This is a genomic window from Microbacterium maritypicum (genome assembly GCF_008868125.1).
GTDB lineage: Bacteria > Actinomycetota > Actinomycetes > Actinomycetales > Microbacteriaceae > Microbacterium > Microbacterium maritypicum.
In genome coordinates this window covers 1,434,738-1,457,411 of record NZ_WAAQ01000001.1, presented here as the reverse complement: position 1 = coordinate 1,457,411, position 22,674 = coordinate 1,434,738, and the positions used below count along the sequence as shown (strand labels likewise).

23 protein-coding genes are annotated in these 22,674 nt (G+C 68.5%); 9 read left to right on the top strand and 14 right to left on the bottom strand.

Going from position 1 to position 22,674, the window contains the following annotated elements; all coding sequences use genetic code 11:
* Positions 1 to 4: 4 nt before the first annotated feature.
* From F6W70_RS07020 to dapA, 3 genes are all read right to left on the bottom strand, one after another.
* The gene (locus F6W70_RS07020; protein WP_151486250.1) at positions 5 to 499 is read right to left on the bottom strand and encodes a GNAT family N-acetyltransferase; all 495 of its coding nucleotides are present in this window, start codon (positions 497 to 499) and stop codon (positions 5 to 7) included.
* Between the two features lie 73 nt (positions 500 to 572).
* Complete coding sequence (locus F6W70_RS07015; protein ID WP_055868726.1) at positions 573 to 2,249, bottom strand: ribonuclease J; 1,677 nt, start codon at positions 2,247 to 2,249, stop codon at positions 573 to 575.
* A gap of 53 nt (positions 2,250 to 2,302) precedes the next feature.
* Positions 2,303 to 3,280 (bottom strand): 4-hydroxy-tetrahydrodipicolinate synthase, encoded by a 978-nt coding sequence (gene dapA / locus F6W70_RS07010; protein ID WP_017830907.1) that lies wholly within the window; start codon positions 3,278 to 3,280, stop codon positions 2,303 to 2,305.
* An 83-nt stretch (positions 3,281 to 3,363) separates the two neighbouring features.
* Here dapA and F6W70_RS07005 point away from each other — a divergent pair, with 83 nt between their 5' ends.
* Entirely contained in the window at positions 3,364 to 3,939 is a 576-nt protein-coding gene (locus tag F6W70_RS07005) for an NUDIX domain-containing protein (RefSeq protein WP_151486249.1), read from the top strand.
* A 25-nt stretch (positions 3,940 to 3,964) separates the two neighbouring features.
* Here the strand turns inward: F6W70_RS07005 and F6W70_RS07000 are convergent, their stop codons facing one another.
* Genes F6W70_RS07000 through F6W70_RS06990 form a run of 3 tightly spaced genes read right to left on the bottom strand, consistent with a single transcriptional unit; the run spans position 3,965 to position 6,008 of the window.
* Positions 3,965 to 4,726 (bottom strand): SDR family NAD(P)-dependent oxidoreductase, encoded by a 762-nt coding sequence (locus F6W70_RS07000; RefSeq protein WP_151486248.1) that lies wholly within the window; start codon positions 4,724 to 4,726, stop codon positions 3,965 to 3,967.
* Complete coding sequence (locus F6W70_RS06995; RefSeq protein WP_055868731.1) at positions 4,726 to 5,202, bottom strand: dihydrofolate reductase; 477 nt, start codon at positions 5,200 to 5,202, stop codon at positions 4,726 to 4,728. Before F6W70_RS06995 ends, F6W70_RS07000 begins: the two co-directional genes overlap by 1 nt.
* Positions 5,199 to 6,008: a thymidylate synthase gene (locus F6W70_RS06990; RefSeq protein WP_055873172.1), complete on the bottom strand. Its 810-nt coding sequence runs from the start codon at positions 6,006 to 6,008 to the stop codon at positions 5,199 to 5,201. The genes F6W70_RS06995 and F6W70_RS06990 overlap by 4 nt, the downstream gene beginning before the upstream one ends.
* 119 nt (positions 6,009 to 6,127) lie before the next feature.
* On the opposite strand from F6W70_RS06990, the gene F6W70_RS06985 reads away from it, so the two are divergent.
* The 3 genes from F6W70_RS06985 to F6W70_RS06975 all read left to right on the top strand — a co-directional run bounded on the left by F6W70_RS06985 (position 6,128) and on the right by F6W70_RS06975 (position 7,634).
* Positions 6,128 to 6,538 carry a thioredoxin family protein gene (locus tag F6W70_RS06985; RefSeq protein ID WP_055868733.1) on the top strand — a complete coding sequence of 137 codons (411 nt, stop codon included), beginning with the start codon at positions 6,128 to 6,130 and terminating at the stop codon, positions 6,536 to 6,538.
* 19 nt (positions 6,539 to 6,557) lie between these two features.
* Complete coding sequence (locus F6W70_RS06980) at positions 6,558 to 7,127, top strand: DUF4395 family protein (RefSeq protein ID WP_151486247.1); 570 nt, start codon at positions 6,558 to 6,560, stop codon at positions 7,125 to 7,127.
* An 81-nt stretch (positions 7,128 to 7,208) separates the two neighbouring features.
* Positions 7,209 to 7,634, top strand: a complete 426-nt coding sequence (locus F6W70_RS06975) for an OsmC family peroxiredoxin (protein ID WP_017830914.1) — start codon at positions 7,209 to 7,211, stop codon at positions 7,632 to 7,634.
* Positions 7,635 to 7,648: 14 nt separating this feature from the next.
* On the opposite strand, the gene F6W70_RS06970 is transcribed toward F6W70_RS06975, so the two are convergent.
* The 5 genes from F6W70_RS06970 to F6W70_RS06950 form a co-directional block, all read right to left on the bottom strand.
* Positions 7,649 to 8,083 (bottom strand): hypothetical protein, encoded by a 435-nt coding sequence (locus F6W70_RS06970; RefSeq protein WP_017830915.1) that lies wholly within the window; start codon positions 8,081 to 8,083, stop codon positions 7,649 to 7,651.
* A complete protein-coding gene (dapB, locus tag F6W70_RS06965) occupies positions 8,083 to 8,823 on the bottom strand; it encodes a 4-hydroxy-tetrahydrodipicolinate reductase (RefSeq protein ID WP_055872742.1) in 741 nt (246 codons plus the stop codon). The genes F6W70_RS06970 and dapB overlap by 1 nt, the downstream gene beginning before the upstream one ends.
* 83 nt (positions 8,824 to 8,906) lie before the next feature.
* Positions 8,907 to 9,509 (bottom strand): histidine phosphatase family protein, encoded by a 603-nt coding sequence (locus F6W70_RS06960; RefSeq protein ID WP_055868738.1) that lies wholly within the window; start codon positions 9,507 to 9,509, stop codon positions 8,907 to 8,909.
* A gap of 69 nt (positions 9,510 to 9,578) precedes the next feature.
* On the bottom strand, positions 9,579 to 10,607 hold the full coding sequence (locus F6W70_RS06955; RefSeq protein ID WP_127482475.1) for an aldo/keto reductase: 1,029 nt from the start codon (positions 10,605 to 10,607) through the stop codon (positions 9,579 to 9,581).
* 220 nt (positions 10,608 to 10,827) lie between these two features.
* Positions 10,828 to 13,104: a polyribonucleotide nucleotidyltransferase gene (locus tag F6W70_RS06950; RefSeq protein ID WP_141386351.1), complete on the bottom strand. Its 2,277-nt coding sequence runs from the start codon at positions 13,102 to 13,104 to the stop codon at positions 10,828 to 10,830.
* Between the two features lie 360 nt (positions 13,105 to 13,464).
* On the opposite strand from F6W70_RS06950, the gene F6W70_RS06945 reads away from it, so the two are divergent.
* A complete protein-coding gene (locus F6W70_RS06945) occupies positions 13,465 to 14,775 on the top strand; it encodes a UDP-glucose dehydrogenase family protein (RefSeq protein ID WP_151486246.1) in 1,311 nt (436 codons plus the stop codon).
* Between the two features lie 19 nt (positions 14,776 to 14,794).
* On the opposite strand, the gene F6W70_RS06940 is transcribed toward F6W70_RS06945, so the two are convergent.
* Complete coding sequence (locus tag F6W70_RS06940) at positions 14,795 to 16,735, bottom strand: GDSL-type esterase/lipase family protein (protein ID WP_151486245.1); 1,941 nt, start codon at positions 16,733 to 16,735, stop codon at positions 14,795 to 14,797.
* 146 nt (positions 16,736 to 16,881) lie between these two features.
* On the opposite strand from F6W70_RS06940, the gene F6W70_RS06935 reads away from it, so the two are divergent.
* Together F6W70_RS06935 and F6W70_RS06930 are read left to right on the top strand one after the other, a co-directional pair.
* On the top strand, positions 16,882 to 17,460 hold the full coding sequence (locus F6W70_RS06935) for a DedA family protein (RefSeq protein ID WP_151486664.1): 579 nt from the start codon (positions 16,882 to 16,884) through the stop codon (positions 17,458 to 17,460).
* 31 nt (positions 17,461 to 17,491) lie between these two features.
* Positions 17,492 to 17,668, top strand: a complete 177-nt coding sequence (locus F6W70_RS06930; RefSeq protein ID WP_017830923.1) for a DUF5302 domain-containing protein — start codon at positions 17,492 to 17,494, stop codon at positions 17,666 to 17,668.
* A 54-nt stretch (positions 17,669 to 17,722) separates the two neighbouring features.
* On the opposite strand, the gene F6W70_RS06925 is transcribed toward F6W70_RS06930, so the two are convergent.
* Positions 17,723 to 19,162: a cation:dicarboxylate symporter family transporter gene (locus F6W70_RS06925; protein WP_055868747.1), complete on the bottom strand. Its 1,440-nt coding sequence runs from the start codon at positions 19,160 to 19,162 to the stop codon at positions 17,723 to 17,725.
* A 146-nt stretch (positions 19,163 to 19,308) separates the two neighbouring features.
* Between F6W70_RS06925 and F6W70_RS06920 the strand changes: the two genes are divergently transcribed.
* Both F6W70_RS06920 and F6W70_RS06915 read left to right on the top strand, forming a co-directional pair.
* Positions 19,309 to 20,592, top strand: a complete 1,284-nt coding sequence (locus F6W70_RS06920; RefSeq protein ID WP_055872753.1) for a sensor histidine kinase — start codon at positions 19,309 to 19,311, stop codon at positions 20,590 to 20,592.
* Positions 20,589 to 21,278: a response regulator gene (locus tag F6W70_RS06915; RefSeq protein WP_151486244.1), complete on the top strand. Its 690-nt coding sequence runs from the start codon at positions 20,589 to 20,591 to the stop codon at positions 21,276 to 21,278. Before F6W70_RS06920 ends, F6W70_RS06915 begins: the two co-directional genes overlap by 4 nt.
* A gap of 3 nt (positions 21,279 to 21,281) precedes the next feature.
* Here the strand turns inward: F6W70_RS06915 and F6W70_RS06910 are convergent, their stop codons facing one another.
* Positions 21,282 to 22,634, bottom strand: coding sequence for an FAD-binding oxidoreductase (locus F6W70_RS06910; protein ID WP_170287865.1), 1,353 nt, complete (start codon positions 22,632 to 22,634; stop codon positions 21,282 to 21,284).
* Positions 22,635 to 22,674 lie beyond the last annotated feature (40 nt).

Sequence of the window (22,674 nt, the reverse complement as noted above, 5' to 3'; positions counted from 1 at the left end):
GCGGCTACGCCGTGCCGCGCGCCATCGTGTCCCGGCTCTCGCTCTCCCTCACCACGGCGAAGCCCTCGGCGCGATACAGGTTGCGCGCGAAGTTGTCCCGCTCGACGCTCAGGCTGATGCGCGCATGTCCCTGAGAGCCGGCGAGGTGCACGATGCCGCGCAGCAGCGAGCGTCCGACGCCGCGCGCACGCCAGAGGGGATGCACTCCGATGATCAGCTCCGGGACGGCGACGCCGATGAAGCCGAATCCCGGGGCGTCCTGCGGGAGCACCCGATACCACGCGGCCCCGACCGGGACGTCGTCCGAAGCGGTGGCCACCAGTCCGTCGTCGGCTGTGCGCTTCCACCCCGCGAGGTAACGCCTGTGGTCGGCAGAGGTCAGCACCTCGTGCCGCGGACGCACTCCCCCGGCACGCCAATTGGCGGCCTCGACGAGCATGTCGCCGAGGAACATCGCATCCGTCTGCGCCGCCCTGCGAAGGGAGAAGTCCCTGTACATGACGCGAGCATAGGCCCGCGGTGTTACATCGACGTGACGGCCACCCGTGAGCGGGGAGCGGACTCCCCCAGCGTCACGCCTCGATGACGAGCGGAACGATCATCGGACGACGACGCAGCCGCTGGTTCACCCAGCGACCGATCGTGCGTCGAACGACCTGCGACAGCGCATGGGTGTCCCGAACGCCGTTGCCCGATGCCTCTTTGAGCGCCGCGATGATCTTCGGCGTGACGTCGTCGAACACCGAATCGTCCTCGGCGACGCCGCGCGCGTGGATCTCCGGTCCCGAGATGATACGGCCGGTGCCGGCATCCACCACCACGATCACCGAGATGAAGCCCTCCTCGCCGAGGATCCGGCGGTCCTTGAGGTCGGCATCGGTGATCTCGCCGACGGTGGAGCCGTCGACGTACACGAATCCGAGGTCGAGCTGACCGGTGACCTTCGCGACCCCGTCCTTGAGATCGATCACGGTGCCGTTGGAGGCGATGATCGTGTTCTCCTCGGGCACACCGGTGTCCTGCGCCAGCTTGGCGTTGGCGATCAGGTGCCGGTACTCGCCGTGGACCGGGAGGACGTTCTTCGGCTTCAGGATGTTGTAGCAGTAGATCAGCTCGCCCGCCGCGGCATGCCCGGAGACATGCACCTTCGCGTTGGCCTTGTGGACGACGTTGGCACCGAGCTTGGTGAGCCCGTCGATCACGCGATAGACCGCATTCTCGTTGCCCGGGATGAGGCTGGAGGCGAGGATGACCGTGTCGCCCTCGCTGATCTCGATCGCGTGGTCCATGTTGGCCATACGGCTGAGCACCGCCATCGGCTCGCCCTGGGAGCCGGTGGACATGTACACGATCTGCTCGTCGGGGAGGTCGCGGGCCTTCTTGAAGTCGATGAGGACTCCGTCCGGCACCTTCAGGTAGCCGAGCTGCTCCGCGATCGTCATGTTGCGCACCATGCTGCGGCCGAGGAATGCGACGCGGCGACCGTTGGCGTGCGCCGCGTCGATCACCTGCTGCACACGGTGGACGTGGCTGGAGAAGCTCGCGACGATGACACGACGAGGCGCCTTCGCGATCACCTGGTCGAGCACGGGACCGATGGAGCGCTCCGTCGGCGTGAAGCCGGGGACATCGGCGTTCGTCGAGTCGACGAGGAACAGATCCACGCCCTCTTCACCGAGGCGGGCGAATGCGCGCAGGTCGGTGATGCGGCCATCCAGCGGCAGCTGATCCATCTTGAAGTCACCGGTGGCGAGCACCATGCCTGCGGGCGTGCGGATGGCGACGGCCAGCGCATCCGGGATCGAGTGGTTGACCGCGACGAACTCCAGGTCGAACGGACCGACCCGCTCCTGCTGACCTTCCTTCACCGTGAGGGTGAAGGCCTTGATGCGATGCTCCTTGAGCTTCGCCTCGACCAGTGCCAGGGTGAGCCCGGATCCGATCAGCGGGATGTCGCTCTTCAGGCGCAGCAGATACGGCACCGCGCCGATGTGGTCCTCGTGTCCGTGCGTCAGCACCACGCCGACGATGTCATCCAGGCGATCGCGGATCGGCTCGAAGTCCGGCAGGATCAGGTCGACACCGGGCTGGTGCTCCTCAGGGAAGAGCACGCCGCAGTCGACGATCAGGATCTTGCCGTCGTACTCGAACATGGTCATGTTGCGACCGATCTCGCCGAGGCCGCCGATCGGGACGACCCGCAGCGTCCCGTCTTCGAGAGCGGTCGGTTCTACCAGGGGAATGGACATGCTGTCTCCTCAGTCGGACACTCCGCGCGTCCGTTCGTTCGTGGCGACGCGACTCAGCGCGTCGTGCCGTGCACCTTGGGCAGGGCACCGCCCGCGGCCGCGTTGCGGTCGGGGCGGAAGTTCGAGAAGTCGGCACCGGGGACGTTCTGGACCAGGTCGAGTTCATCTTCGATGAGCGCGGCCTCCCATTCCTCGGGGCCGACCAGGGGAAGTCGGACGCGCGGGCTCGAGATGCGGCCGAGTCCGTGCAGGATGTACTTGGCCGCGACCGTTCCCGGAACGTGCGTCATCACCGCGCGCACGAGCGGCTCGAGGCGCTTGTGCTCTGCGGTGGCGGTGGCGAGATCGCCCGCGTTCACCGCGTCGATGATCGTGCGGTACGGCGCAGCGGCGACGTTCGCCGTCACACCGATGAGGCCGGTGGCCCCGATCGCGAGGTGCGGGAGCACGTTCGCGTCGTCGCCTGAGAAGTACATCAGGTCGGTCTGGTTGAGCACGCGGCTCACCTCGGAGAAGTCGCCCTTGGCGTCTTTCACGGCGAGGATGTTCGGGTGCTTCGCGAGACGCAGGATGGTCTCGTACTTGATCGGCACACCCGTGCGGCCGGGGATGTCGTAAAGGATCACCGGGAGGTCGGTCGCGTCGGCGACCAGACGGAAGTGCGTGAGGATGCCGGCCTGAGTCGGCTTGTTGTAGTACGGCGTGACGATCATGATGCCGTCGGCGCCGGCCTTCTCGCTGGCCTTGTATAGCTCGATCGCGTGGGCGGTCTCGTTGGAGCCACCGCCGGTGATGATCTTGGCGCGACCGGCGGAGACGGATCTGCCGACCTCGACGAGCTTGAGCTTCTCGGGGTCCGTCAGGGTCGAGGTCTCGCCGGTCGTCCCCGTCACGACGATGCCGTCCGCTCCCGCGGTGATCACGTCATCGATGTGCTTCTCGACGGCGGGCCAATCGACTTCACCGTCGGCCGTCATCGGAGTGACGAGCGCGACGAGAACCTGTCCGAAAGGGTTGCCCGAATGCGTCATAGACCCAAGCGTATAGGTTCGACTGCCGCTCATGCGGACGCGGTGACGCGGATGCGGTCGCAGGTGCGCCGTACGCTCGAAGGATGGCATGGGTCACACGAGACAGCGAGACGAAGTACGAGAACGCCTGGATCCGTGTGCGTGAGGATCGGGTGACAGGACCGGCCGGTGACGACGGCATCTACGGCGTCGTCACCATGCAGCATCCGGCGGTCTTCATCGTCGCCGTGGATGACGACGACCGCATCTGTCTCGTCACGATCGACCGCTACACCGTGGGCACCACCATCGAGGTGCCTGCGGGAGGCAGCGACGGTGAGGCTCCGCTCGTCGCGGCCCGGCGGGAACTTCGCGAGGAGACCGGCTTCGAGGCCGGTGACTGGGTGCCGCTGGGCACCATGCACGCGCTGAACGGTATCGCCGAGGCCGCCGAACACGTCTTCCTCGCACGCGACCTCCGACCTGCCGCAGAAGACGAAGAGGCATCCGGCGAGGGCGACGCGCGCACTGCTGAGACTCAGGCCGAAGAGGGCATCCAGGCCGTCTCATGGGTTCCGTTCGAGACCGTGCTGGGCATGATCGCGGACGGCACGATCACCGATGGGGAGTCGATAGCCGCGATCGCGAAGGCAGCGATCCGGCTCGGCCGTTTCCGCTGACCTCTGCGGATCGCACGCGCCAGGGTCAGACGCGGCCCCGACGCGCCACACCAGATGTCAGCGAGCTCGGCAGGACGCGCGTCAGCGCCACGAGCACCTTGTAGCGCAGCGACGGCACCGAGACGGACTTGCCGCGGGCCGCATCACGCAGACCGACGCGGACGACGTCGCGCGCATTCAGCCACATGATGGCGGGAACACCCTCCTCACCGACCGCGAGCCCCATGCGCTCGTGGAACGACGTATGAGTGAATCCCGGGCACAACGCCGTCACGGAGACGCCGTCACGGCCGTACTCGGCGTTCGCCCAGCGGCTGAAACCGATCAACCACGCCTTGCAGGCGGAGTACGTCGACCGCGAGATGAACCCCGCGACCGACGCCACGTTGATGATGCGCCCGCCGCGGCCGCGCATGGACTGCAGCGCCGCGTGCATGAGACGCATCGATGCTTCGACATGCACCCGCAGGTGACGCACCTCGTCGTCGATGTAATTGTCGGCGAACTGCAGGGGAAGACCGAACCCGGCGTTGTTCACCAGGAGGTCGACCGGGTCAGCCGCGTCGCGCAGCCGCTCGGCGACCTTCTCCACACCGCTCTCATCCGCGAGGTCGGCGGCGATGATCTCGACCGCGACACCGTACTCGCTCCGCAGTTGCGCACCCAGCTCCGCGAGAGCCTCCTCCGACCTCGCCACCAAGACGAGATCGGCGCGACGCCGCGCGAGCTGACGAGCGAACTCTGCGCCCAGTCCGGCGCTGGCTCCGGTGATCAGTGCAGTGGGCATCAGCGCTCGTATCCGAGGAAGCGGTAGCGGATGCCGGTGCGTGAGGTGCGCCACTCCCCCTCGTCGACGAGTCGCCAGCCCGTCTTGGCCGGCGCGTAGGCGTCGCCGGCGACGTCGAGATCGAGTTCGGTGACCTCCAGCCGATCCGCGTCACCGATCACCTGGCGGAAGATCTCCGCACCGCCGATGATCCATGCCCTGTCGAGCCCGCGCACGGCTTCCGCGACCGTGGCCGCTCGGCGCGCACCGTCCTCGGACCAGTCCTGCTGCCGAGTCACCACGATGTTGTCGCGGCCGGCGAGCGGTCGGAAGCGCTCCGGAAGCGAATCCCAGGTCTTGCGGCCCATCACCACGGGCGCGCCGAGGGTGACGTCCTTGAAATGCGCCAGGTCTTCCGGCACGTGCCAGGGCATCCCGCCCTCGGCGCCGATCACGCCGCCGTGGGCCTCGGCCCAGATCAGCCCGACCCAGGTCATACCGCCACCGCCGCCCTGATCGGCGCGTGGTGCTGGTAGTTCTCCACCACGAAGTCCTCGTAGCGGTAGTCGAGGATCGATTCCGGCTTCCGCGCGAAGCGCAGCGTCGGATACTCGTAGGGGTCTCGGCTGAGCTGCTCACGCACCTGCTCGACGTGATTGTCGTAGACGTGGCAGTCGCCGCCCGTCCACACGAAGTCTCCGGGCTCCAAGCCGACCTGCTGGGCGATCATCATCGTGAGCAACGCATACGAGGCGATGTTGAAGGGCACGCCGAGGAACATGTCGGCGCTGCGCTGGTAGAGCTGGCAGGAGAGCTTGCCGTCGGCGACGTAGAACTGGAACAGGGCGTGGCAGGGGGCGAGAGCCATGTCGGGGATGTCAGCGGGGTTCCAGGCCGAGACGATGAGCCGCCGGGAGTCGGGCGAGCGGCGGATCTGCTCGATGACCTCGGACAGCTGGTCGATGCTCCCACCGTCCGGGGTGGGCCACGACCGCCACTGCACCCCGTAGACCGGCCCCAGGTCGCCGGACTCGTCTGCCCACTCATCCCAGATCGTGACGCCGTTGTCGCGGAGCCACCCCACATTGGAATCGCCACGCAGGAACCAGAGGAGCTCGTACGCGATGGACTTGAAGTGCACACGCTTGGTGGTGATGAGCGGGAATCCCTTCGACAGGTCGAAGCGGATCTGTCGACCGAAGACGCTCGTCGTGCCCGTTCCGGTGCGATCGGACTTGTGCGTGCCGCTCTCCAGCACGTCGCGGAGCAGGTCTTCGTAAGGAGTCGGGACGGCTGCGCTCATGAAAGCCACGATACCGCCACCCTCACCTCCCACGGGCGGATGAGCTCCCGGGCGTGGGACGTTCGTCATGGTCGGAAACATCGGCCCTGGCCCTTCACCGCACGACATATTCTCGACCTATGTCGCCCGCAGCCGCCCTGGGGATCGCCGCCGCACTCCTCGTGCTCGCGACGATCGTCGGCATCGTGCTGCGCCGTCGCGATGGACGACGACGCGACGGCGGCGCCCTCCTCTTCGACCCCGCAGATGCCGCCGCCGAACTCGGTTCCCGAGCGACACTGGTGCAGTTCAGCACGGAGATGTGCGCACGGTGCCCCCAGGTGAGACGGTTGCTCGGCGCCTACGCAGCCGAGCACGACGATCTCCGTCATCTGGAGGTGGATCTGACGCACCGCCCGGATCTCTCGGCTCGCTACCGAGTCCTGCAGACGCCGACGACCTTCGTGGTCGACGATTCCGGCGCCGTCCGCGCACGATTCCACGGTGTCCCCGACCGCCACGCGCTCACCGACGCCCTCGCCGCCGTGTGAGCGGAAAGACTGGAGCCCCATGAGCATTCCCGCAGGCATCGACCCCCGAGGCCCACGATTCGCCGCTGCGATCACCGCGGTCCTGCTGCTGCTGGCGACGTTCCTGGCACTGATCGGGATTTCGACGGCCAGGGGCGGCACCGGTTGGTTCGCCTACCAGCCGCTCGCCGATGCGACCTTTACGCCGTCCGGATGGGCGATCGCCTCGGTATCCCTCGCCCAGCGTGCCCTCGACCCCGGTTTCCTCCTGGCACTCGTCATCGCGCTGCTGTTCCTGTGGGGGCTCGTGTCGCCGCGGACGGCGCCCTGGGGTGCGCTCTTCCGCTCAGTGGTGCGACCACGCCTGACGCCGCCCACCGAACTCGAGGATCCGCGTCCGCCGCGGTTCTCGCAGGGTGTCGGACTCGTCGTCGTGGGAATCGGCCTCGTCCTGCACCTCCTCGGCGTCGCGTGGGCTCTCCCGATCGCGACGGCGGCCGCGTTCCTGGCCGCCTTCCTCAACGCCGCGTTCGCGTTCTGCCTGGGCTGCCAGCTCTACCTCCTGCTGCAGCGCGCCGGCCTCATCGGAGGTGAAGCGCCCGCCTCCTGACGACTGTTCCCCGGCAGAGGGACGATCGCTAGGCTGACCACGAGTCGATGCTGCGCCCGCAGTGCGAGAACCGGAGGAATCATGCCCGTCACCAGCGAAGCCGCCAGCACCTGGACCGGATCGCTCATGGAGGGATCCGGCACGGTCGCGTTCTCGTCGTCGAGCCTGGGCACCTTCCCGATCAACTGGAAGGCCCGCAGCGAAGGCAGCGACACCACGACGACGCCGGAGGAGCTCATCGCCGCCGCGCACGCGTCGTGCTTCAGCATGGCGCTCTCGCACGCCCTCGCCGAGAACGGAACCCCGCCGGAGCGCGTCAACACGACGGCATCGGTCACCTTCAAGCCCGGCGTCGGCATCACCGGCAGCCACCTCAATGTCAACGCGACGGTCCCGAACCTCACGCCCGAGGCGTTCCAGGAGATCGCGAACGGCGCCAAGACCGGATGCCCGGTGTCTCAGGCGCTCGCCGGGATCGACATCACCCTCGAGGCCACGCTCGCCTGAGCATGCCGTCGGGGTCAGCGTCGCGCGAGGCGGATCGCCTCACGGATGCTGGCCCTGGCATCCTTGCGGCGGCCGGCCGCATCCTGGACCACGCCGAGCCGGTAGCGCGCGCGCCAGTCGTCGCCTGCGGCATCCGCCTCCGCGGTGTACCGCGCGATGAGCGGATCCGCGTCGGCGCGAGCGATCCTCCCGCTGGGGGTCAACTCGGTCTCGACCGGCGGCATCCCGCCTTCCGCATCGAGAAGGCGCCCCAGCCGGTCGGCACCGAAGCCGAACATCATCTCGCGGACGAGTGCCCAGGCTCCGATCGGTGCCAGCACGAGAAGAGTGATGCCCATGCCGATCGAGACCGGGGTGCCGACCGAGATGAACATCACCGCGAGCCAGATCGCGACGGCGAGGTAGACCAGCAGCGCCGCTGCCATGAGCGCGACGCCGATACGCGACATCACGACCGGATGCCGATGTCGATCATGTGCTCGAGACCGACGAACACACCGGTGGCCTTCACCGCGAACGGCACGGCGAGCCGGATGCCGGGGGCGTAGGCGAGCGCCGAGTCGATCGTGTCGTGGGTGAACGTGAGCGATTCACCGGGGCCGGAGAGGATGACCTCCTGCTTGGCGACGACGCCGGGACGGCGCAGCGAATGGATCGGCACGCTGCCGACCTGCTGTCCACGTGCGCGCTGATCGGCGTGCGGTGCACTGACCGGGCCTTGATCCGCGCGAGCGGCGGCGATCAGCTCGGCGGTGCGCACGGCTGTCCCGCTCGGTGAGTCGATCTTGGTCTCACGGTGTGCCTCGATGATCTCCGCGGATCCGAAGAAAGGCGCTGCGGCAGCAGCCAGTGCGGATCCGAGGACCGAGCCCAGCGAGAAGTTGGGGATGAAGACCGCGCCGGTGCCGGCGGCTTCGACGAGGGGACGCACGAGGGCGATGCGCTCGGAGGACCAGCCCGAGGTGGCGACCAGCACGTTGATGCCGTGCTCGACCGCGGCCCGCACGACCTCGACGCTCACCTGGGGCGTCGACGCGTCGACCACCAGGTCGGCGCCGTCGAGTTCGGAGAGATCACTCGAGGAGGTGAGCACGCGGCTCACCTCGAAGCCTTCGAGCTCGTCGATCACCGCACGGATGATCGAGCCGAGTTTCCCGGTTCCGCCGACGAGTGCTACCTGCGTGGTCATGCGCTCAGTCTATTTCGCGGGCGCCCGAGTCAGGCCCGGGGCGCGCGGGTCCGTCACGCAGTCGTCCGCCGCGAGCGGTCGGCTCAGACCAGGAGTGCGTCGGGGATGCCCGTGCGCAGTTCGACCGGAAGATGCCCGGTGTCGTTGTGGGTGAGCAGCGTCCACGGGCGCCCCTGCTTCTGGGCGATGACGGTCAGGCCGCAGTGCGACTGGTTCAGCGTCATCCATCGCCATTCGGGGGCAGCCAGCACCTCGCGGACGAACCAGGAGATGACGAAGTTGTGCGTGATGAGCACCTCGTGCACGTCGCCGGTCTTGCGCACGAGGAACTCGTTCACGGCGTCGGACATCTGCGCCCGGCCCGCCTCGATCTCCGCCTCGGTGATGGAGCCGAAGAACGGCTCGAACACGGACGGGGTCTCATCGGTCATACCGGTGGGCACGCAGTCGAACAGCAGTGCGGTCGGCTCCGGGTCGACCGACGGCAAACGAGCGGCGATCGCCCGCGCCGTCTCGTTGGCGCGCAGCAGAGGCGAATGCCAGACCGCATCGAGAGGAAGCCCCGACAGCCGGTCGGCGATCAACTCCGCCTGACGCTGTCCCCGAGGGGAGAGGGGTCCGTCGGCGAGACCATGCTCTGCGTCCTGATGTTCACCGTGTCTGACCAGATATATGTAGTGCGTCACAACTCGCTCGCTTCATCGCCAGCATCCGCCGGGCCTCCCTTCCACCCTATGTCACGGGTGGGACGATGCTCAGTTCCCTGCCCGGGTGAGCTCGGCGACCTGGCTGCGTGAGAGCGACACGCCGGCTCCCTGCATGAGCTCGTCGACGTGATCGCTCGCGAAGGCGTTCACGATGGGGGCGGCGATCGTGCGCTGAGCGAGTAGCCACGCGATGGAGACCGCCGCGACGGGAGCGCTCACCTCTTCGGCGACCTGATCGAGCGCCCGCAGGATCTTGATCCCGCGACGGTTGAGATGCCCGCGCAGCTGTTCGCCCCGCACACCGCGTGAGGTCAGCGCCTTGCTGCGGTGTCGCCCGGAGAGGAAACCGTGCTCGAGCGCATGGGAGGGCGTCACGGCGAGGTTCTGCGCACCGGCGACGAGTCGAAGATCGCCTTCGAACGGCTGGCGACGGACGAGGTTGTACGGCGCGTCGATCACCTGGATGCGCGGATAGCCGGCCGAAGCGAGGATACGGGCTTCCACCAGACGCTCCGGCGCGAAGCCGAAGGCACCCAGGGCACCGATCTTCCCGGCCTCGGTCATCCATTCGACGGTCGCCAGCGTGTCCTCGAGGTTGGTGGTCGCATCGAGAGTGGCGTCGAGATAGAGGACGTCGATGCGATCGACACCCAGCCTCGTCAGAGAGCCCTCGACCGCGCGCACGAGGTTGACCGAGCCGAGACCCGGGTTGTCGGCATGCGCGCCGACCCGAACGCTGACGACGCTGCGATCACGTTGCCCCCGCGAACGCAGCCACTGCCCGATGATGTGCTCGCTGCGCCCGCCTGAGAAGCCGTCGGCGGTGTGGATCGCGTTGCCGCCGAACTCCACGTAGCGGTCGAGGATGCCGTGGCTGGTCTCGAGATCGACGTTCCAGCCGAATTCCGCAGCACCCAGCATGAGCGGGAACGTCTCGAAGCCGGTTTCGCCGAGGGCGACACGGATGGTCTCCCCTATGCCGGGACCGACGATCGGGATGGGTGCAGAGGGATGCTCGGCGACACCCTGTCGGGCGCGTTCATCCGACGCTCCTGCGCCTACGCTGAACAACCGCATACTCTCTCACCCCCGCATCGATCGGTGCGTGCCGACCTGCGTACCTGCTGGATCTGCACCCCCCGGTGCGTACTTCGAGAGTAGGCGAATTCGCCGAACGTCCCGACCAATCCAGGGAACGGCGCGGAAACGTCCGATAACGATTTGATCACACCACGGCGCGACAGAACCCGGGCCCCTCCTGTGCGGAGGAACCCGGGTTCCGGTTCAGAGCGTGCGCTTACTCGGCGGCAGCGTCCTCTGCGGGCGCTGCGTCAGCGGCCGGAGCGTCGTCGAGGACGGGCTCGAGCGAGAGCTTGCCACGGTCGTCGATCTTCGTGATCTTCACGAGGATCTTCTGGCCGACCGAGAGCACGTCATCGACGTTCTCGACCCGCTTGCCACCGGCGAGCTTGCGCACCTCGGTGACGTGGAGCAGGCCGTCCTTGCCCGGGAGCAGCGAGACGAACGCACCGAAGGTGGCGATCTTCACGACGGTTCCGAGGAACTGCTCGCCGATCTCCGGATTGGTCGGGTTGGCGATCGCGTTGACCTGGGCACGAGCGGCCTCGGCCGACGGACCATCGGTCGCGCCGATGTAGACGGTGCCGTCCTCCTCGATGGAGATCTGCGCGCCGGTCTCGTCCTGGATCGCGTTGATCGTCTTGCCCTTCGGGCCGATCAGCTCGCCGATCTTGTCGACGGGGATCTGCACGCTGATGACGCGGGGCGCGGTGGGCGCCATCTCGTCAGGAGCGTCGATCGCGGCGTTCAGGACGTTGAGGATCGTCAGACGAGCGTCACGGGCCTGGGTCAGCGCGCCGGTGAGCACCGACGTCGGGATGCCGTCGAGCTTCGTGTCCAGCTGGATGGCCGTGACGAACTCGCTGGTACCCGCGACCTTGAAGTCCATGTCGCCGAGAGCATCCTCAGCACCCAGGATGTCGGTCAGCGCGGCGTAACGGGTCTCACCGTTGACCTCGTCGGAGACGAGACCCATGGCGATACCGGCGACGGCCGCACGCAGCGGCACACCCGCGTTGAGCAGCGACAGCGTCGATGCACAGACGGAACCCATCGAGGTGGAACCGTTGGAGCTCAGCGCCTCGGACACCTGACGGATCGCGTACGGGAACTCCTCGCGGCTCGGCAGAACCGGCACGAGCGCGCGCTCGGCGAGGAAGCCGTGCCCGATCTCGCGACGCTTCGGCGAACCCACGCGGCCGGTCTCACCGGTCGAGTAGGGCGGGAAGTTGTAGTGGTGCATGTAGCGCTTGCTCGTGACGGGCGACAGCGAGTCGATCTGCTGCTCCATCTTGAGCATGTTCAGCGTGGTGACACCCAGGATCTGGGTCTCGCCGCGCTGGAAGATCGCGGAGCCGTGCACGCGCGGGATGACCTGCACCTCGGCGTCGAGCGGACGGATGTCCGCGAGTCCGCGACCGTCGATGCGAGCGCCCTCGGTGAGGATGCGTCCGCGGACGATCTTCTTCGTGACGGACTTGTACGCGGCGGAGAACTCGAGCGGAGCCGCAGCCGGGAGCGAACCCGCCTCTGTGGCCTCGATGAGCTCTGCCTTGACACGGTCCTTGATCGCATCGTCAGCGGTCTGACGCTCGACCTTGTCGGCGATCTGGTAGACGTCGCTGAGCTCGGCGAACGCGCGCTCTGAGACGAAGCTGTAGACCTCGTCGCTGTATGCGGGGAAGACCGGGTACACGCCCGGCTCCTTCGACGCGGTGGCGGCGAGCTCGGCCTGAGCCTTGACGAGCTGCGCGATGAAGGGCTTCGATGCCTCGAGACCCTGGGCCACGACAGCCTCATCGGGCTTGGTGGCGCCGGCCTTGATCAGGTTCCAGCTGCCCTCGGTGGCCTCAGCCTCGACCATCATGATGGCGACGTCTTCCGAGCCATCGGACTTGGTGACGACGCGACCGGCGACGATCAGGTCGAACACAGCCTCACTGACCTGCTCCGCGTTCGGGAACGCGACCCACTGGTCGGCGTGCTCGCCCTGGCCGGGGATGAACGCGAGGCGCACACCGGCGACGGGGCCGGAGAACGGCAGACCAGAGATCTGGGTCGACGCGGAAGCCGCGTTGATCGCGAGCGCGTCGTAGAACTCGCCCGGTGCGATCGACATGACGGTGATGACGACCTGGACCTCGTTGCGCAGTCCGTCGACGAACGACGGGCGCAGCGGGCGGTCGATCAGACGGCAGACCAGGATCGCCTCGGTGGAGGGACGACCCTCGCGGCGGAAGAACGAGCCCGGGATCTTGCCGGCAGCGTAGGAACGCTCTTCGACGTCGACCGTCAGCGGGAAGAAGTCGAAGCCTTCGCGCGGGTGCTTTCCTGCGCTGGTGGCCGAGAGGAGCATGGTCTCGCCGTCGAGGTACGCGGCGACTGCGCCCTGAGCCTGCTGCGCGAGGCGGCCGGTCTCGAAGCGGATGGTGCGGGTGCCGAAGCGGCCGTTGTCGAGAACGGCCTCGGTGGCGGTGATTTCAGGACCTTCCAAGAGGTCTCTCCTTCTTTGTTTAGACTCGCGAATCCATGTGACGCGCGAGCGTGTTCAAAGGAGCGGAACGGAAGGGTTCGGGCGCGCGGGCACTCCCGCGAATCTCGCCTGCGCTGGCCACCAGTAGAAAGCCACCCGACACTCGCCGAGGAACCCACCACAGGGGACCAGCTTCTCCGCCGATCGCTCCATGAGTCGATGTGAAATTGTGCAGTTGACACAGGTCAACCTCATCCACCCTACCAGCGCGGACCTCGAATCCAGCGCGTCGTCACGCATCGTGGATACGACATCGGCCGGTCACAGCCCGTTCACCGCGCGGTCGCTCCCGTGTGAGGAGCATCCGCTGTGGTGGAGCCCATGCGCTTGTCAGTGATCGGCTGCGGGTACCTCGGTGCCGTGCACGCCGCCGCCATGGCCTCGATCGGACACGACGTCATCGGCATCGACGTCGATGAGCAGAAGGTGAGCGCTCTGGCCGCCGGATCGGCGCCGTTCTTCGAGCCGCGGCTCTCGGAGCTCCTCGCGGACGGCCTGAGCTCGGGACGGCTGCGCTTCAGCAGCCGGATGGCGGACGCCTCGGGTGCGCAGGTGCACTTCCTCGCCGTCGGGACCCCTCAGATTCCTGGGGGTCACGCCGCGGATCTCCACTACGTCCACGCGGCGCTCGATGCCCTGCTCCCCCACCTGCGTGCGGGAGACGTGGTGGCGGGCAAGTCGACCGTGCCGGTGGGAACCGCCGCAGGACTGGCGGAGCGCGTCGTCGCCGCCGGAGCCGCACTCGTGTGGAACCCCGAGTTCCTCCGCGAGGGATGGGCGGTGCACGACACCCTGACACCGGATCGCCTCGTGGTCGGCGCCGAGGCGGATGCCGCCGGAGAGCGCGCCGTCGGCGTGCTTCGAGAGGTGTACGCCTCGAGCATCGACGCCGGGACGCCGTTCCTGGTCACGGACCTCGCGACGGCCGAACTCGTGAAGGGCGCGGCCAATGCCTTCCTCGCCACCAAGATCTCGTTCATCAACGCGATGGCGGAGATCGCGGAAGCGTCGGGCGCCGACGTCGCTCTGCTCGCCGACGCGCTCGGCCACGACACCCGGATCGGGCGACGATACCTGGGCGCGGGTATCGGCTTCGGCGGGGGCTGCCTCCCGAAGGACATCCGAGCGTTCACCGCCCGGGCGGAGGAACTCGGTCGAGGGGAAGCGGTCGGCTTCCTGCGCGAAGTCGACGCGATCAACCTCCGGCGTCGCGACCGAGCGGTGCAGATCGTGGTCGACGCCCTGGGCGGACTGGTGTTCGGCCGCAGGATCGCCGTGCTCGGCGCCGCCTTCAAACCCTTCAGCGACGACATCCGCGACTCCCCTGCCCTCGACGTCGCCGTCCGCCTGCGGGGGCTGGGTGCGGACGTCGTCGTGACCGATCCGGCCGCACTCGACAACGCGGCGGCTCTTCACCCTCAGCTCGGCTACGCCCGCGACCGTGACGACGCCCTGAGGGAAGCCGATGCCGTCGTCGTCGTCACCGAGTGGGACGAGTACCGCCGCGACCTCTCCCCCGAGCATGCCGGCGCTCTCGTGCGCGGACGGATCATCGTCGACGGTCGCAACTGTCTCGACTCCGCGGCCTGGCGTGCCGCCGGTTGGCAGTACCACGGCATGGGGCGACGCTGACCGCCCGCCCTGGCCGAGGTCACCCCACGAACGCGGAACGCGCTGCGGACGACCGACCGAGGTAGACGTAGTCATCGTGCTTCGCGACCCTCCCGTCACCGGCTGCCCGACCGTGCAGACGACGCCAGACCCAGGGCAGCGCGTGCCGACGCCACCACACCCCCGCGCCGATGGGCTCGTGCTCGTGCATCGCGGCATCGAGCGCTCCGAGCGCGTCGGCATCGGGCACCCCGAGCATCTCACCGGCCCGGTAGGCGAGGAAGCGGTGGCCTCGGCTGCTCAGGTGCACGAGGTCTTCCCCCCAGTTCGGACGCTCGGCCAGCGAGGGGTGCAGATCCGTATCGATCAGGATCGCCCCGGTGCGGGTCGCGATCCCCGTCAGCGCGGTGGCGAAGGCGGAGAACCGCCGGGTGTAGAGGGCTGCAGCGCGTCGGCCGGGCAGGAACGGGGTGACCAGGAGCACGTCGGCGCCGATCCCCCGCAGCTGCCGCACCGCCCCTTCGACCTCGGCGGCGAGCGCGGCGACATCGACACGGCGCTTCACGAGGTCGTTGGCTCCGATCAGGATCGACACGAGGTCGGGCCGCAGCTCGAGCGCCCTCGCCAGTTGGGGGCCGGACAGGTCCTGCACGCGCTTCGAGCGGATGGCCAGGTTCGCGTAGTGCAGGCCTCCCCTGGCGGCGAGCAGCAGCGCGAGGCGGTCGGCCCACCCTCGCAGGGCTCCGTCCGGGGCCGGGTCGCAGAGTCCTTCGGTGAGCGAGTCCCCGAGCGCGACGTAGCGCTGCCATCGGCGGGCGGCGACCGGTGCGGGCGACTCGGGGCGCACGATGCGGCGAGCGCGAGCCCCGGTGTCCGCCGCGTGCAGCCGTCGTGCCTCCGCGAAGTGCTCGAGGAGCTGATCGCAGACGCTCTCCCAGCTGCGTTCCTGCACGGCGTCGCGGCCCGCCTCGCCGAAGGCGCGTCGCTTGCGCGTATCTCCGGCCAGGTCGGCCACGCGCATCCTCAGGTCGTCGAGGTCTCCCGGCCGATACAGCCATCCGTCGATCCCCATGCGCACGAGGTCGAGCGGGCCGCCGCGACCCGTGGCGACGACGGGGACGCCGCTCGCGTGCGCTTCCTGCAGGGTCTGCCCGAAGGTCTCACTCTCTCCCGGGTGCACGAACAGGTCGAACGACGCCATCGCCGCCGCCAGCGCTCCGCCTTCGAGGTGGCCGAGGAACAGGGCATCGGGGAGCCGGCTCTCCAGCCGCGCTCTGCTGGGTCCGTCCCCGACGATCACCAGACGCGTCCCCGGGATGCCACGGAGCGCGGCGAGGTCTTCGACCTGCTTCTCGGGAGCGAGGCGTCCGACGTAGCCGATGACGACTTCGGCGCCCCAGCCGGCGCGGAGCGCGCTCTCTCGCCGGGAGGGGTGGAAACGCTCGGCATCGACTCCTCTCCCCCAGCGTCGGACGCGATCGATGCCGAGCGCGGCGAGTTGCTGGGCCGCATCCGCCGATGGCGCCAGAGTCATCGTCGCGCGCCGGTGGAGACGGGTGATGTGAGTGTGGGCGATACCTGTGGTGGCGGCGATCCCGTAGCGCTCGGTGTACGCCGCGACGTCGGTCTGATACGCAGCGACGGCGGGGAGTTCCAGGCGTTCGGCCGCGAGCACCCCCCGCCACCCCAGAGCGAACGGAGAGGCGAGGTGCACCACATCGGGCTGGAAGCGCGCGAGCGAGGCGGCGACGCGGCGAGCGCTCGACGTGCCGAGCCTGACGTGACGGTACCCCGGGAGCGGGAGGCTGGGGATCGCTTCGATCCTGGCCCCGCTGATCTCGGTCGGTGCGCCGACGGCGGCGGGCGCGATCACGTGCGCCTCGTGTCCTCGCCGTTCGAGGTGGCGAAGGATCTGCAGCACCGAACCGGTGACGCCGTTCATGTGCGGAAGGAAGGACTCCGTGACGATCGCTACTCTCACAGCCCCAGGATGACGGGCCTCGGGGGCCGTGTTCGCCGCAGACGCCCCTGCGCACCAGATGTTCACCGGATGCTGGAGAGCGGGTCACCGGCTATCCGGTCTTTGGTTCCCGTTCACCCGTTGCGGGCACAGTGGGCGACGTGCCGATGGATCTGCTGACCGCATCGCTCTCGAGCCCGTGGAGTCTGGTGCTGATGAGCCTGCTGGTGGTCGGGGATGCCTTCTTCGTCGTGGTGCCGGGCGAGGTCGCGGTGACCGCACTCGGTGCCATCGCGGTGACGACCGGTTCACCACCACTTTGGGCCGTGGTGGTGTGTGCCGCGGTCGCCGCGACCGTCGGAGACGCGTGCTGCTACCTGATCGGGTGGTCGGTGGGTACGCAGCGCTGGCGGTGGATGCGGGTCCCCCGCGTGCAACAGGCTCTGGCGTGGGCCCGACGCCGATTGGACGGCGGGATGGCGACGGTGCTGTTCACCGCCCGGTTCGTGCCCTTCGCGCGACTGGCGATCAACCTGGTCGCGGGGGCCTCGCGCATCCCTCCTCCCCGCTACCTCGCCCTCGTCGCCCTCGCTGCGACCGGGTGGGCGCTGTACCAGGCCGCCGTAGGGGCGGCCGTCGCGGCGATCCTCCCCGGTGGACCGCTCGTCGCGGTGCCCGTGTCGATCGTGCTCGCGATCGGGCTCGGAGCGCTGATCGACGTGTGTGTGCGACACCGGCGAGGGTGACCCGCCAGAGCGCGTGCTCTAGGCTCGGGGCATGAGCACCGAAGAAGGCGCCTCCTCCTCCGAGGAGATGAAGCGCAAGTTCAAGGAAGCGCTCGAGAAGAAGAACGCGCACCACCGGCAGGGCGAGGCACACCTCGACGGCGACTCCGCCGTGCACAGTGCGAACGCCCCGCAGACCCGGCGCGAGTTCCGACGCAAGAGCGGTTGACCGCGCGGATGCGGGAGCCGGCTCAGCCGGTCTCCCGCATCCCTCACCCTCTCCTCAGGCGCGTTCTGCGCGAGCTCTGGCCCGTTCCTCCTTCGCCGCCATCTCTGCGACGGCCGCCTCACGAAGCTCCTGCACGTCAGCGGCCTGCGGGGCATCCACCTGCCCGTGGGCGTCCACGCCGTCGAGCAGCGACTCGTCGAAGGGGACTTCGCCGCTGAGCACCCGACGCACGCGGTCGCGGTCGATCTGCTTCGTCCAGGTGCCGATGAGGAGCGTCGCCACCGCGTTGCCCGTGAAGTTCGTGAGCGCGCGCCCTTCCGACATGAACCGGTCGATGCCCACGATCACGCCGACACCGTCCACCAGATCGGGACGATAGGCCTGGAGACCACCGGCGAGGGTGGCAAGACCGGCACCGGTGACCCCCGCTGCACCCTTGCTCGCGATGATCATGAACACCAGCAGACCGATCTGCTCACCGATCGTCATCGGCTGCCCCATGCCCGTGGCGATGAACAGCGAGGCCATCGTGAGGTAGATCGCCGTACCGTCGAGGTTGAACGAGTACCCGGTCGGGACGGTGATGCCCACCACGGGCTTGGAGACGCCGACGAACTCCATCTTCGCGATCAGTCGAGGAAGCGCCGATTCCGACGAGGAGGTGCCGACGATGAGCAGGTACTCCCTGGCCAGGTACTTCATGAGGGCGAAGATGTTCACGCGGGTCACCGTCCACAGCAGCACCCCGAGGATCACGACGATGAACAGGATGCAGGTGATGTAGAACGCGATCATCAGCGTGCCCAGGCTCCAGATCGCCGCGACGCCGGTCTTGCCCACGACGGCCGCGATCGCACCGAACGCTCCGAGCGGCGCGAGCCACAGGATCATCCCGAGGATGCGGAAGACCAGCTTCTGGAGCTGCTTGACGGCCTCCATGATCGGGGCGCCGCGGTCCCCCAGCCCCTGGAGGGCGAAGCCGACGAGCAGCGCGATGAACAGCACCTGCAGCACGCTCTCCCCGGTGAAGGCCGAGAAGAACGTGGTCGGGATGATGCCGAGGATGAACTCCTGCGTCGTCTTGGCCTCCGCTTCGACCGCGTCGTAGGTGGAGGAGGCCATGTCCAGTCCCGCGCCGGGGTGGATGATGTTGCCGACGACGAGTCCGATCGCGAGCGCGAAGGTGGACATGATCATGAAGTACAGCAGCGCCAGCCCCCCGATCTTGCCGACGGTGGCCGCCTTTGCGATGGAACCCACCCCGACCACGATCGTGCAGAAGATGATCGGCGCGATCATCATCTTGATCAGCGCGACGAAACCCTTGCCCAGCGGTTCGAACGCCTGTCCGACCTCCGGCCAGACGAGGCCGACGACGGCGCCGAGCACGACCGCGAGGAGCACGGACACATACAGCCACGTGTGCCGATCCCACGATTGCTTCCCTCGGCGCCAATTGAACTTCGGCAGTGAGAATCCTGTTGTGAGCGCCATCGCGTCCTCCTCGATCTTCGACGTCTTCGTCCGGGTGGGCGGCTGCTTCGCCGCCGATCAGTGATCACGGTGTCCGACTTCACGCATCGGGGCGAGTTGTGGTCGTATTGGTCACGGCACCTGAGCATCGACGATCGGAGGAAGCGATGGCGCACACCTCCCGCAGCCGCAGCACCGCCTCACGCGTCTTCGTGGTGCTGCTTGTCGCGGCGGTCGTGATCGGCGCCCTCGTGGCGGTCTTCCTCGTCATCGAAGCGCAACGATCGATCCGCGCCGAGGCCGAACGGGTGACGGCGGCCACCTCGGCCTCCTTCGCCGCCTCGCCTCTGGTGATCGACGGTCTGCGCTCGAACGATCAGGGCGCGGCGACCCAGGTGCTCGAGCCGTACTCCCTCGACGTGATCGCCGGCGCGGGGCTCGACTTCATCACGGTCATGACCCCGGACGGCACGCGGATCACCCACCCCGACGCCGACCAGATCGGCGGGATCTACCTGGGCACGATCCCCGCGTCACCGCAGACTCTGACCGAGGAGTTCACCGGAACCCTCGGACCCTCCGTGCGCACGATCACTCCCGTCACCGCAGCGGATGGAGAACTGATCGGCTGGGTCGCCGCCGGTGTGACGACAGAATCCATCACCGATACCCTGATCCGCCGCCTGCCGCTCACGCTCGGTATCACGGTGGGCCTCGTCGCGCTCGGCGCCGGCGGCGCGGTGATCGCCCGTCGGGTGACCCGTCGCATCGCCGGCGACCTGCCGCCCGGGCAGGTGCGCGACGCGGTGTCCTCGTACGAGTCGATCCGCACCCTCGGCGAGGCCCTGCGTGCACAGACCCACGAGCACGGGAACCGGATGCACGCGGCGGTGGCGCTGCTCGAGCTCGGACGCCGTGACGAGGCGATCGAGATCCTCACGGAGACGTCTCGACAGAGCCAGTCGCTCGTCGATCAGGTGACCGCGCGACGTCACGGTGATCCCGCTGTCGGCGCGCTCCTGCTGGGCAAGGCCTCCCAGGCCAAGGAGCGCGGCATCGACTGGCGGGTGCACATCGAGCCGGACGCACCCCGCACGCCGCTGTCGCCCGTCGATGCCGTCTCGGTGCTCGGCAACCTCGTCGACAACGCCATGGATGCCGCCGTCGAGTCGGACGACCGCTGGGTGCAGGTCTCTCTCCGCTCGCACGAGGGTGCGGGGATCGTGCTGGAGGTTTCGGACAGCGGTCCCGGAATCCCGCCGGCCGTGCGTGAGCGGATCTTCGACCAGGGCTACTCCACGAAGCCCGCCGATGCGCAGGGACGCGGCATCGGCCTGGCGCTCGTGCGTTCCGTGGTGATAGGAGCGGGCGGCTCGGTGACGGTGAGCGACGACCCGACGACATTCCGGGTCATCCTTCCGGCCGCGTCACCGCGGAGGTCGCAGCAATGATCCGCACCCTCATCGTCGACGACGATTCTCTGACCCTCGAACTGCATCGCGACTATGTGGCACGTCTCGAAGGGTTCGAGGTCGCCGGCGAATGCACGGGTGCCCGTGCCGCCGTGACGGCCGTGCTCGATCGCCCTGGCACGTTCGACCTCGTTCTGCTCGACATCACGATGCCCGACGGCTCCGGCATCGATGTGCTCCGCGCGCTGCGCGGCCGCTCCGCCGCCGTGGACGTGATCGCCATCACCGGCGTGCGCGACGCGGAGGCCGTGCGGCAGATGGCGGCGCTCGGTGTGTTCCAGTACCTCGTCAAACCGTTCCCCTTCGCGGTGTTCCGCGAGCGGATGGAGCAGTACCGCACGCATCGGGAGCAGGCCCGTGCCACAGACGGCGAAGCCACGCAGGCGGAGATCGACGCATTGCTCGGCCGCTCCACCGGAACGATCGTGCTTCCCAAGGGGCTCTCGGCGGCCTCGTTGGACAGGGTCACCGCAGAACTGCGCACCGACGGTCCCCTGTCGGCGAGCGAGGCCGCCGAGCGTCTGGGCATGTCCAGGGTGGCGGTGCGCCGCTACCTGGAGCATCTGGTCGCGGAAGGCGTGCTCACCCGGTCCGCACGGTACGGCACGCGCGGACGGCCGGAGACCGAGTACCACTGGAAGCGGAGCCGCGGACCCGCGACCTGATCCTCAGCGCGGCAGGCGCCCGTCGTGCAGGACGGCGTCAGGATCGAAGCGCATCCGCAGATCGCGAAGCCGGGCGATCTCGTCGGCCGACCCGCAGTTCTGGAGCGTCTGCTCCGGATCGAGGAAGGTCGTCACGGTCTGCGGGGCCTCGTTCGGTGCCAGCAGTTCCCGGAACGCGACCAGACTCGCCTCTCCCGGTGCGGTGGGCACTCCCGGGATGATCGGCACGAGAGCGTGCAGCAGCCACCCCACGGACTCCAGAGAGGCGAGGCCCTGGCGTCGCGGTACGTCGAGCGCGCCGCCGAGCATGCGGATGCCGATGCCCATGATCGGCGACTGCTCCGGGAGCTCGCGGAATTCGAGCAGCGCATCGATGGTCGCATCGTCGAGGACGCTCAACGCCATCGATGCGCCGCCCCCGGGCGTCGGGTCCGTGGGTTCGCCGGAGGCGGCAGCGAGAGCCGCCGGCGAGGTCGGACCGGTGACGTCGCTGCTCACCTCGCCGGCCTGGCGCACCGTGTCGATCAGCGCCTCCTGCGGCCCGTCCGTCGACAGGGCCTGCACGGTGAGGAAGCTGCGCCCCCTGATCTGCTCGGGGAGCTGGGGGGCATCGGGCATGCGCATCGAGTCCAGGAAGACGTTCAGCGTGGGTGGAGCGGAAGCGGCGAGGTCGCGGACGGCACGGACGACCGCCGGGGCATCCGCGACGTCGAAGGTGAGATTCGCACCCCAGACGGCGGGCGCGCTGATGAGGTCGATCTCGAGTGCGGTCACCACGCCCACGAGTCCGCCGGCTCCTCGCAGTGCCCACATGAGATCGGGGTCGACATCGTCATCGACGCGTTCGTGCGTGCCGTCTGTGCGCAGCACCCAGGCCGCACGGAGGTTGTCCGAGCCGAGACCTGCCGTGCGACTGAACCACGAGTGTCCGCCGCCCAGGGTGTACCCGGCGACGCTGACGACGGGGCTGGTGCCGGCCGGTGCGACCCATCCGGTGCCTTCCAGGGCCTCGACGACCGATCCCCAGCGCACGCCGGCACCGATCTTCGCGATGCCGCTCTCGACGTCGATCTCCAGAGCGTCGAACGCACCCATGCGCACCAGCACGGCGCCGCGCAGAGAGTCGAGGGCTCCGTGCCCGCCGGGCTGGATCGCGATCCGCACGCCCGACTCCTGGGCGGCGATCAGCAGTGCGCGGAGGTCTTCGACGTCGGCGGGCGTCGCGACCGCCTCCGGACGCTGCTCGACAGCGAGGTTCCACGGCCGTCGAGCCTCTTCGTAGCCGGCGTCATCGGGAAGGAGGAGGGTGCCGGTGAATCGTTCCTGGAGCGCGATGATCGCGGGGGGCGTGGGCATGACGCCACCGTACGACATCCCTCGGACATCGTCGATGGCG

What these genes read in the sequence shown, in the direction of transcription:
- F6W70_RS07020 (WP_151486250.1), bottom strand. Translation starts at nt 499, where the DNA reads ATGTACAGGGACTTCTCCCTTCGCAGGGCGGCGCAGACGGATGCGATG.
- F6W70_RS07015 (WP_055868726.1), bottom strand. Translation starts at nt 2,249, where the DNA reads ATGTCCATTCCCCTGGTAGAACCGACCGCTCTCGAAGACGGGACGCTG.
- dapA (WP_017830907.1), bottom strand. Translation starts at nt 3,280, where the DNA reads ATGACGCATTCGGGCAACCCTTTCGGACAGGTTCTCGTCGCGCTCGTC.
- F6W70_RS07005 (WP_151486249.1), top strand. Translation starts at nt 3,364, where the DNA reads ATGGCATGGGTCACACGAGACAGCGAGACGAAGTACGAGAACGCCTGG.
- F6W70_RS07000 (WP_151486248.1), bottom strand. Translation starts at nt 4,726, where the DNA reads ATGCCCACTGCACTGATCACCGGAGCCAGCGCCGGACTGGGCGCAGAG.
- F6W70_RS06995 (WP_055868731.1), bottom strand. Translation starts at nt 5,202, where the DNA reads ATGACCTGGGTCGGGCTGATCTGGGCCGAGGCCCACGGCGGCGTGATC.
- F6W70_RS06990 (WP_055873172.1), bottom strand. Translation starts at nt 6,008, where the DNA reads ATGAGCGCAGCCGTCCCGACTCCTTACGAAGACCTGCTCCGCGACGTG.
- F6W70_RS06985 (WP_055868733.1), top strand. Translation starts at nt 6,128, where the DNA reads ATGTCGCCCGCAGCCGCCCTGGGGATCGCCGCCGCACTCCTCGTGCTC.
- F6W70_RS06980 (WP_151486247.1), top strand. Translation starts at nt 6,558, where the DNA reads ATGAGCATTCCCGCAGGCATCGACCCCCGAGGCCCACGATTCGCCGCT.
- F6W70_RS06975 (WP_017830914.1), top strand. Translation starts at nt 7,209, where the DNA reads ATGCCCGTCACCAGCGAAGCCGCCAGCACCTGGACCGGATCGCTCATG.
- F6W70_RS06970 (WP_017830915.1), bottom strand. Translation starts at nt 8,083, where the DNA reads ATGTCGCGTATCGGCGTCGCGCTCATGGCAGCGGCGCTGCTGGTCTAC.
- dapB (WP_055872742.1), bottom strand. Translation starts at nt 8,823, where the DNA reads ATGACCACGCAGGTAGCACTCGTCGGCGGAACCGGGAAACTCGGCTCG.
- F6W70_RS06955 (WP_127482475.1), bottom strand. Translation starts at nt 10,607, where the DNA reads ATGCGGTTGTTCAGCGTAGGCGCAGGAGCGTCGGATGAACGCGCCCGA.
- F6W70_RS06945 (WP_151486246.1), top strand. Translation starts at nt 13,465, where the DNA reads ATGCGCTTGTCAGTGATCGGCTGCGGGTACCTCGGTGCCGTGCACGCC.
- F6W70_RS06935 (WP_151486664.1), top strand. Translation starts at nt 16,882, where the DNA reads ATGGATCTGCTGACCGCATCGCTCTCGAGCCCGTGGAGTCTGGTGCTG.
- F6W70_RS06930 (WP_017830923.1), top strand. Translation starts at nt 17,492, where the DNA reads ATGAGCACCGAAGAAGGCGCCTCCTCCTCCGAGGAGATGAAGCGCAAG.
- F6W70_RS06925 (WP_055868747.1), bottom strand. Translation starts at nt 19,162, where the DNA reads ATGGCGCTCACAACAGGATTCTCACTGCCGAAGTTCAATTGGCGCCGA.
- F6W70_RS06920 (WP_055872753.1), top strand. Translation starts at nt 19,309, where the DNA reads ATGGCGCACACCTCCCGCAGCCGCAGCACCGCCTCACGCGTCTTCGTG.
- F6W70_RS06915 (WP_151486244.1), top strand. Translation starts at nt 20,589, where the DNA reads ATGATCCGCACCCTCATCGTCGACGACGATTCTCTGACCCTCGAACTG.
- F6W70_RS06910 (WP_170287865.1), bottom strand. Translation starts at nt 22,634, where the DNA reads ATGCCCACGCCCCCCGCGATCATCGCGCTCCAGGAACGATTCACCGGC.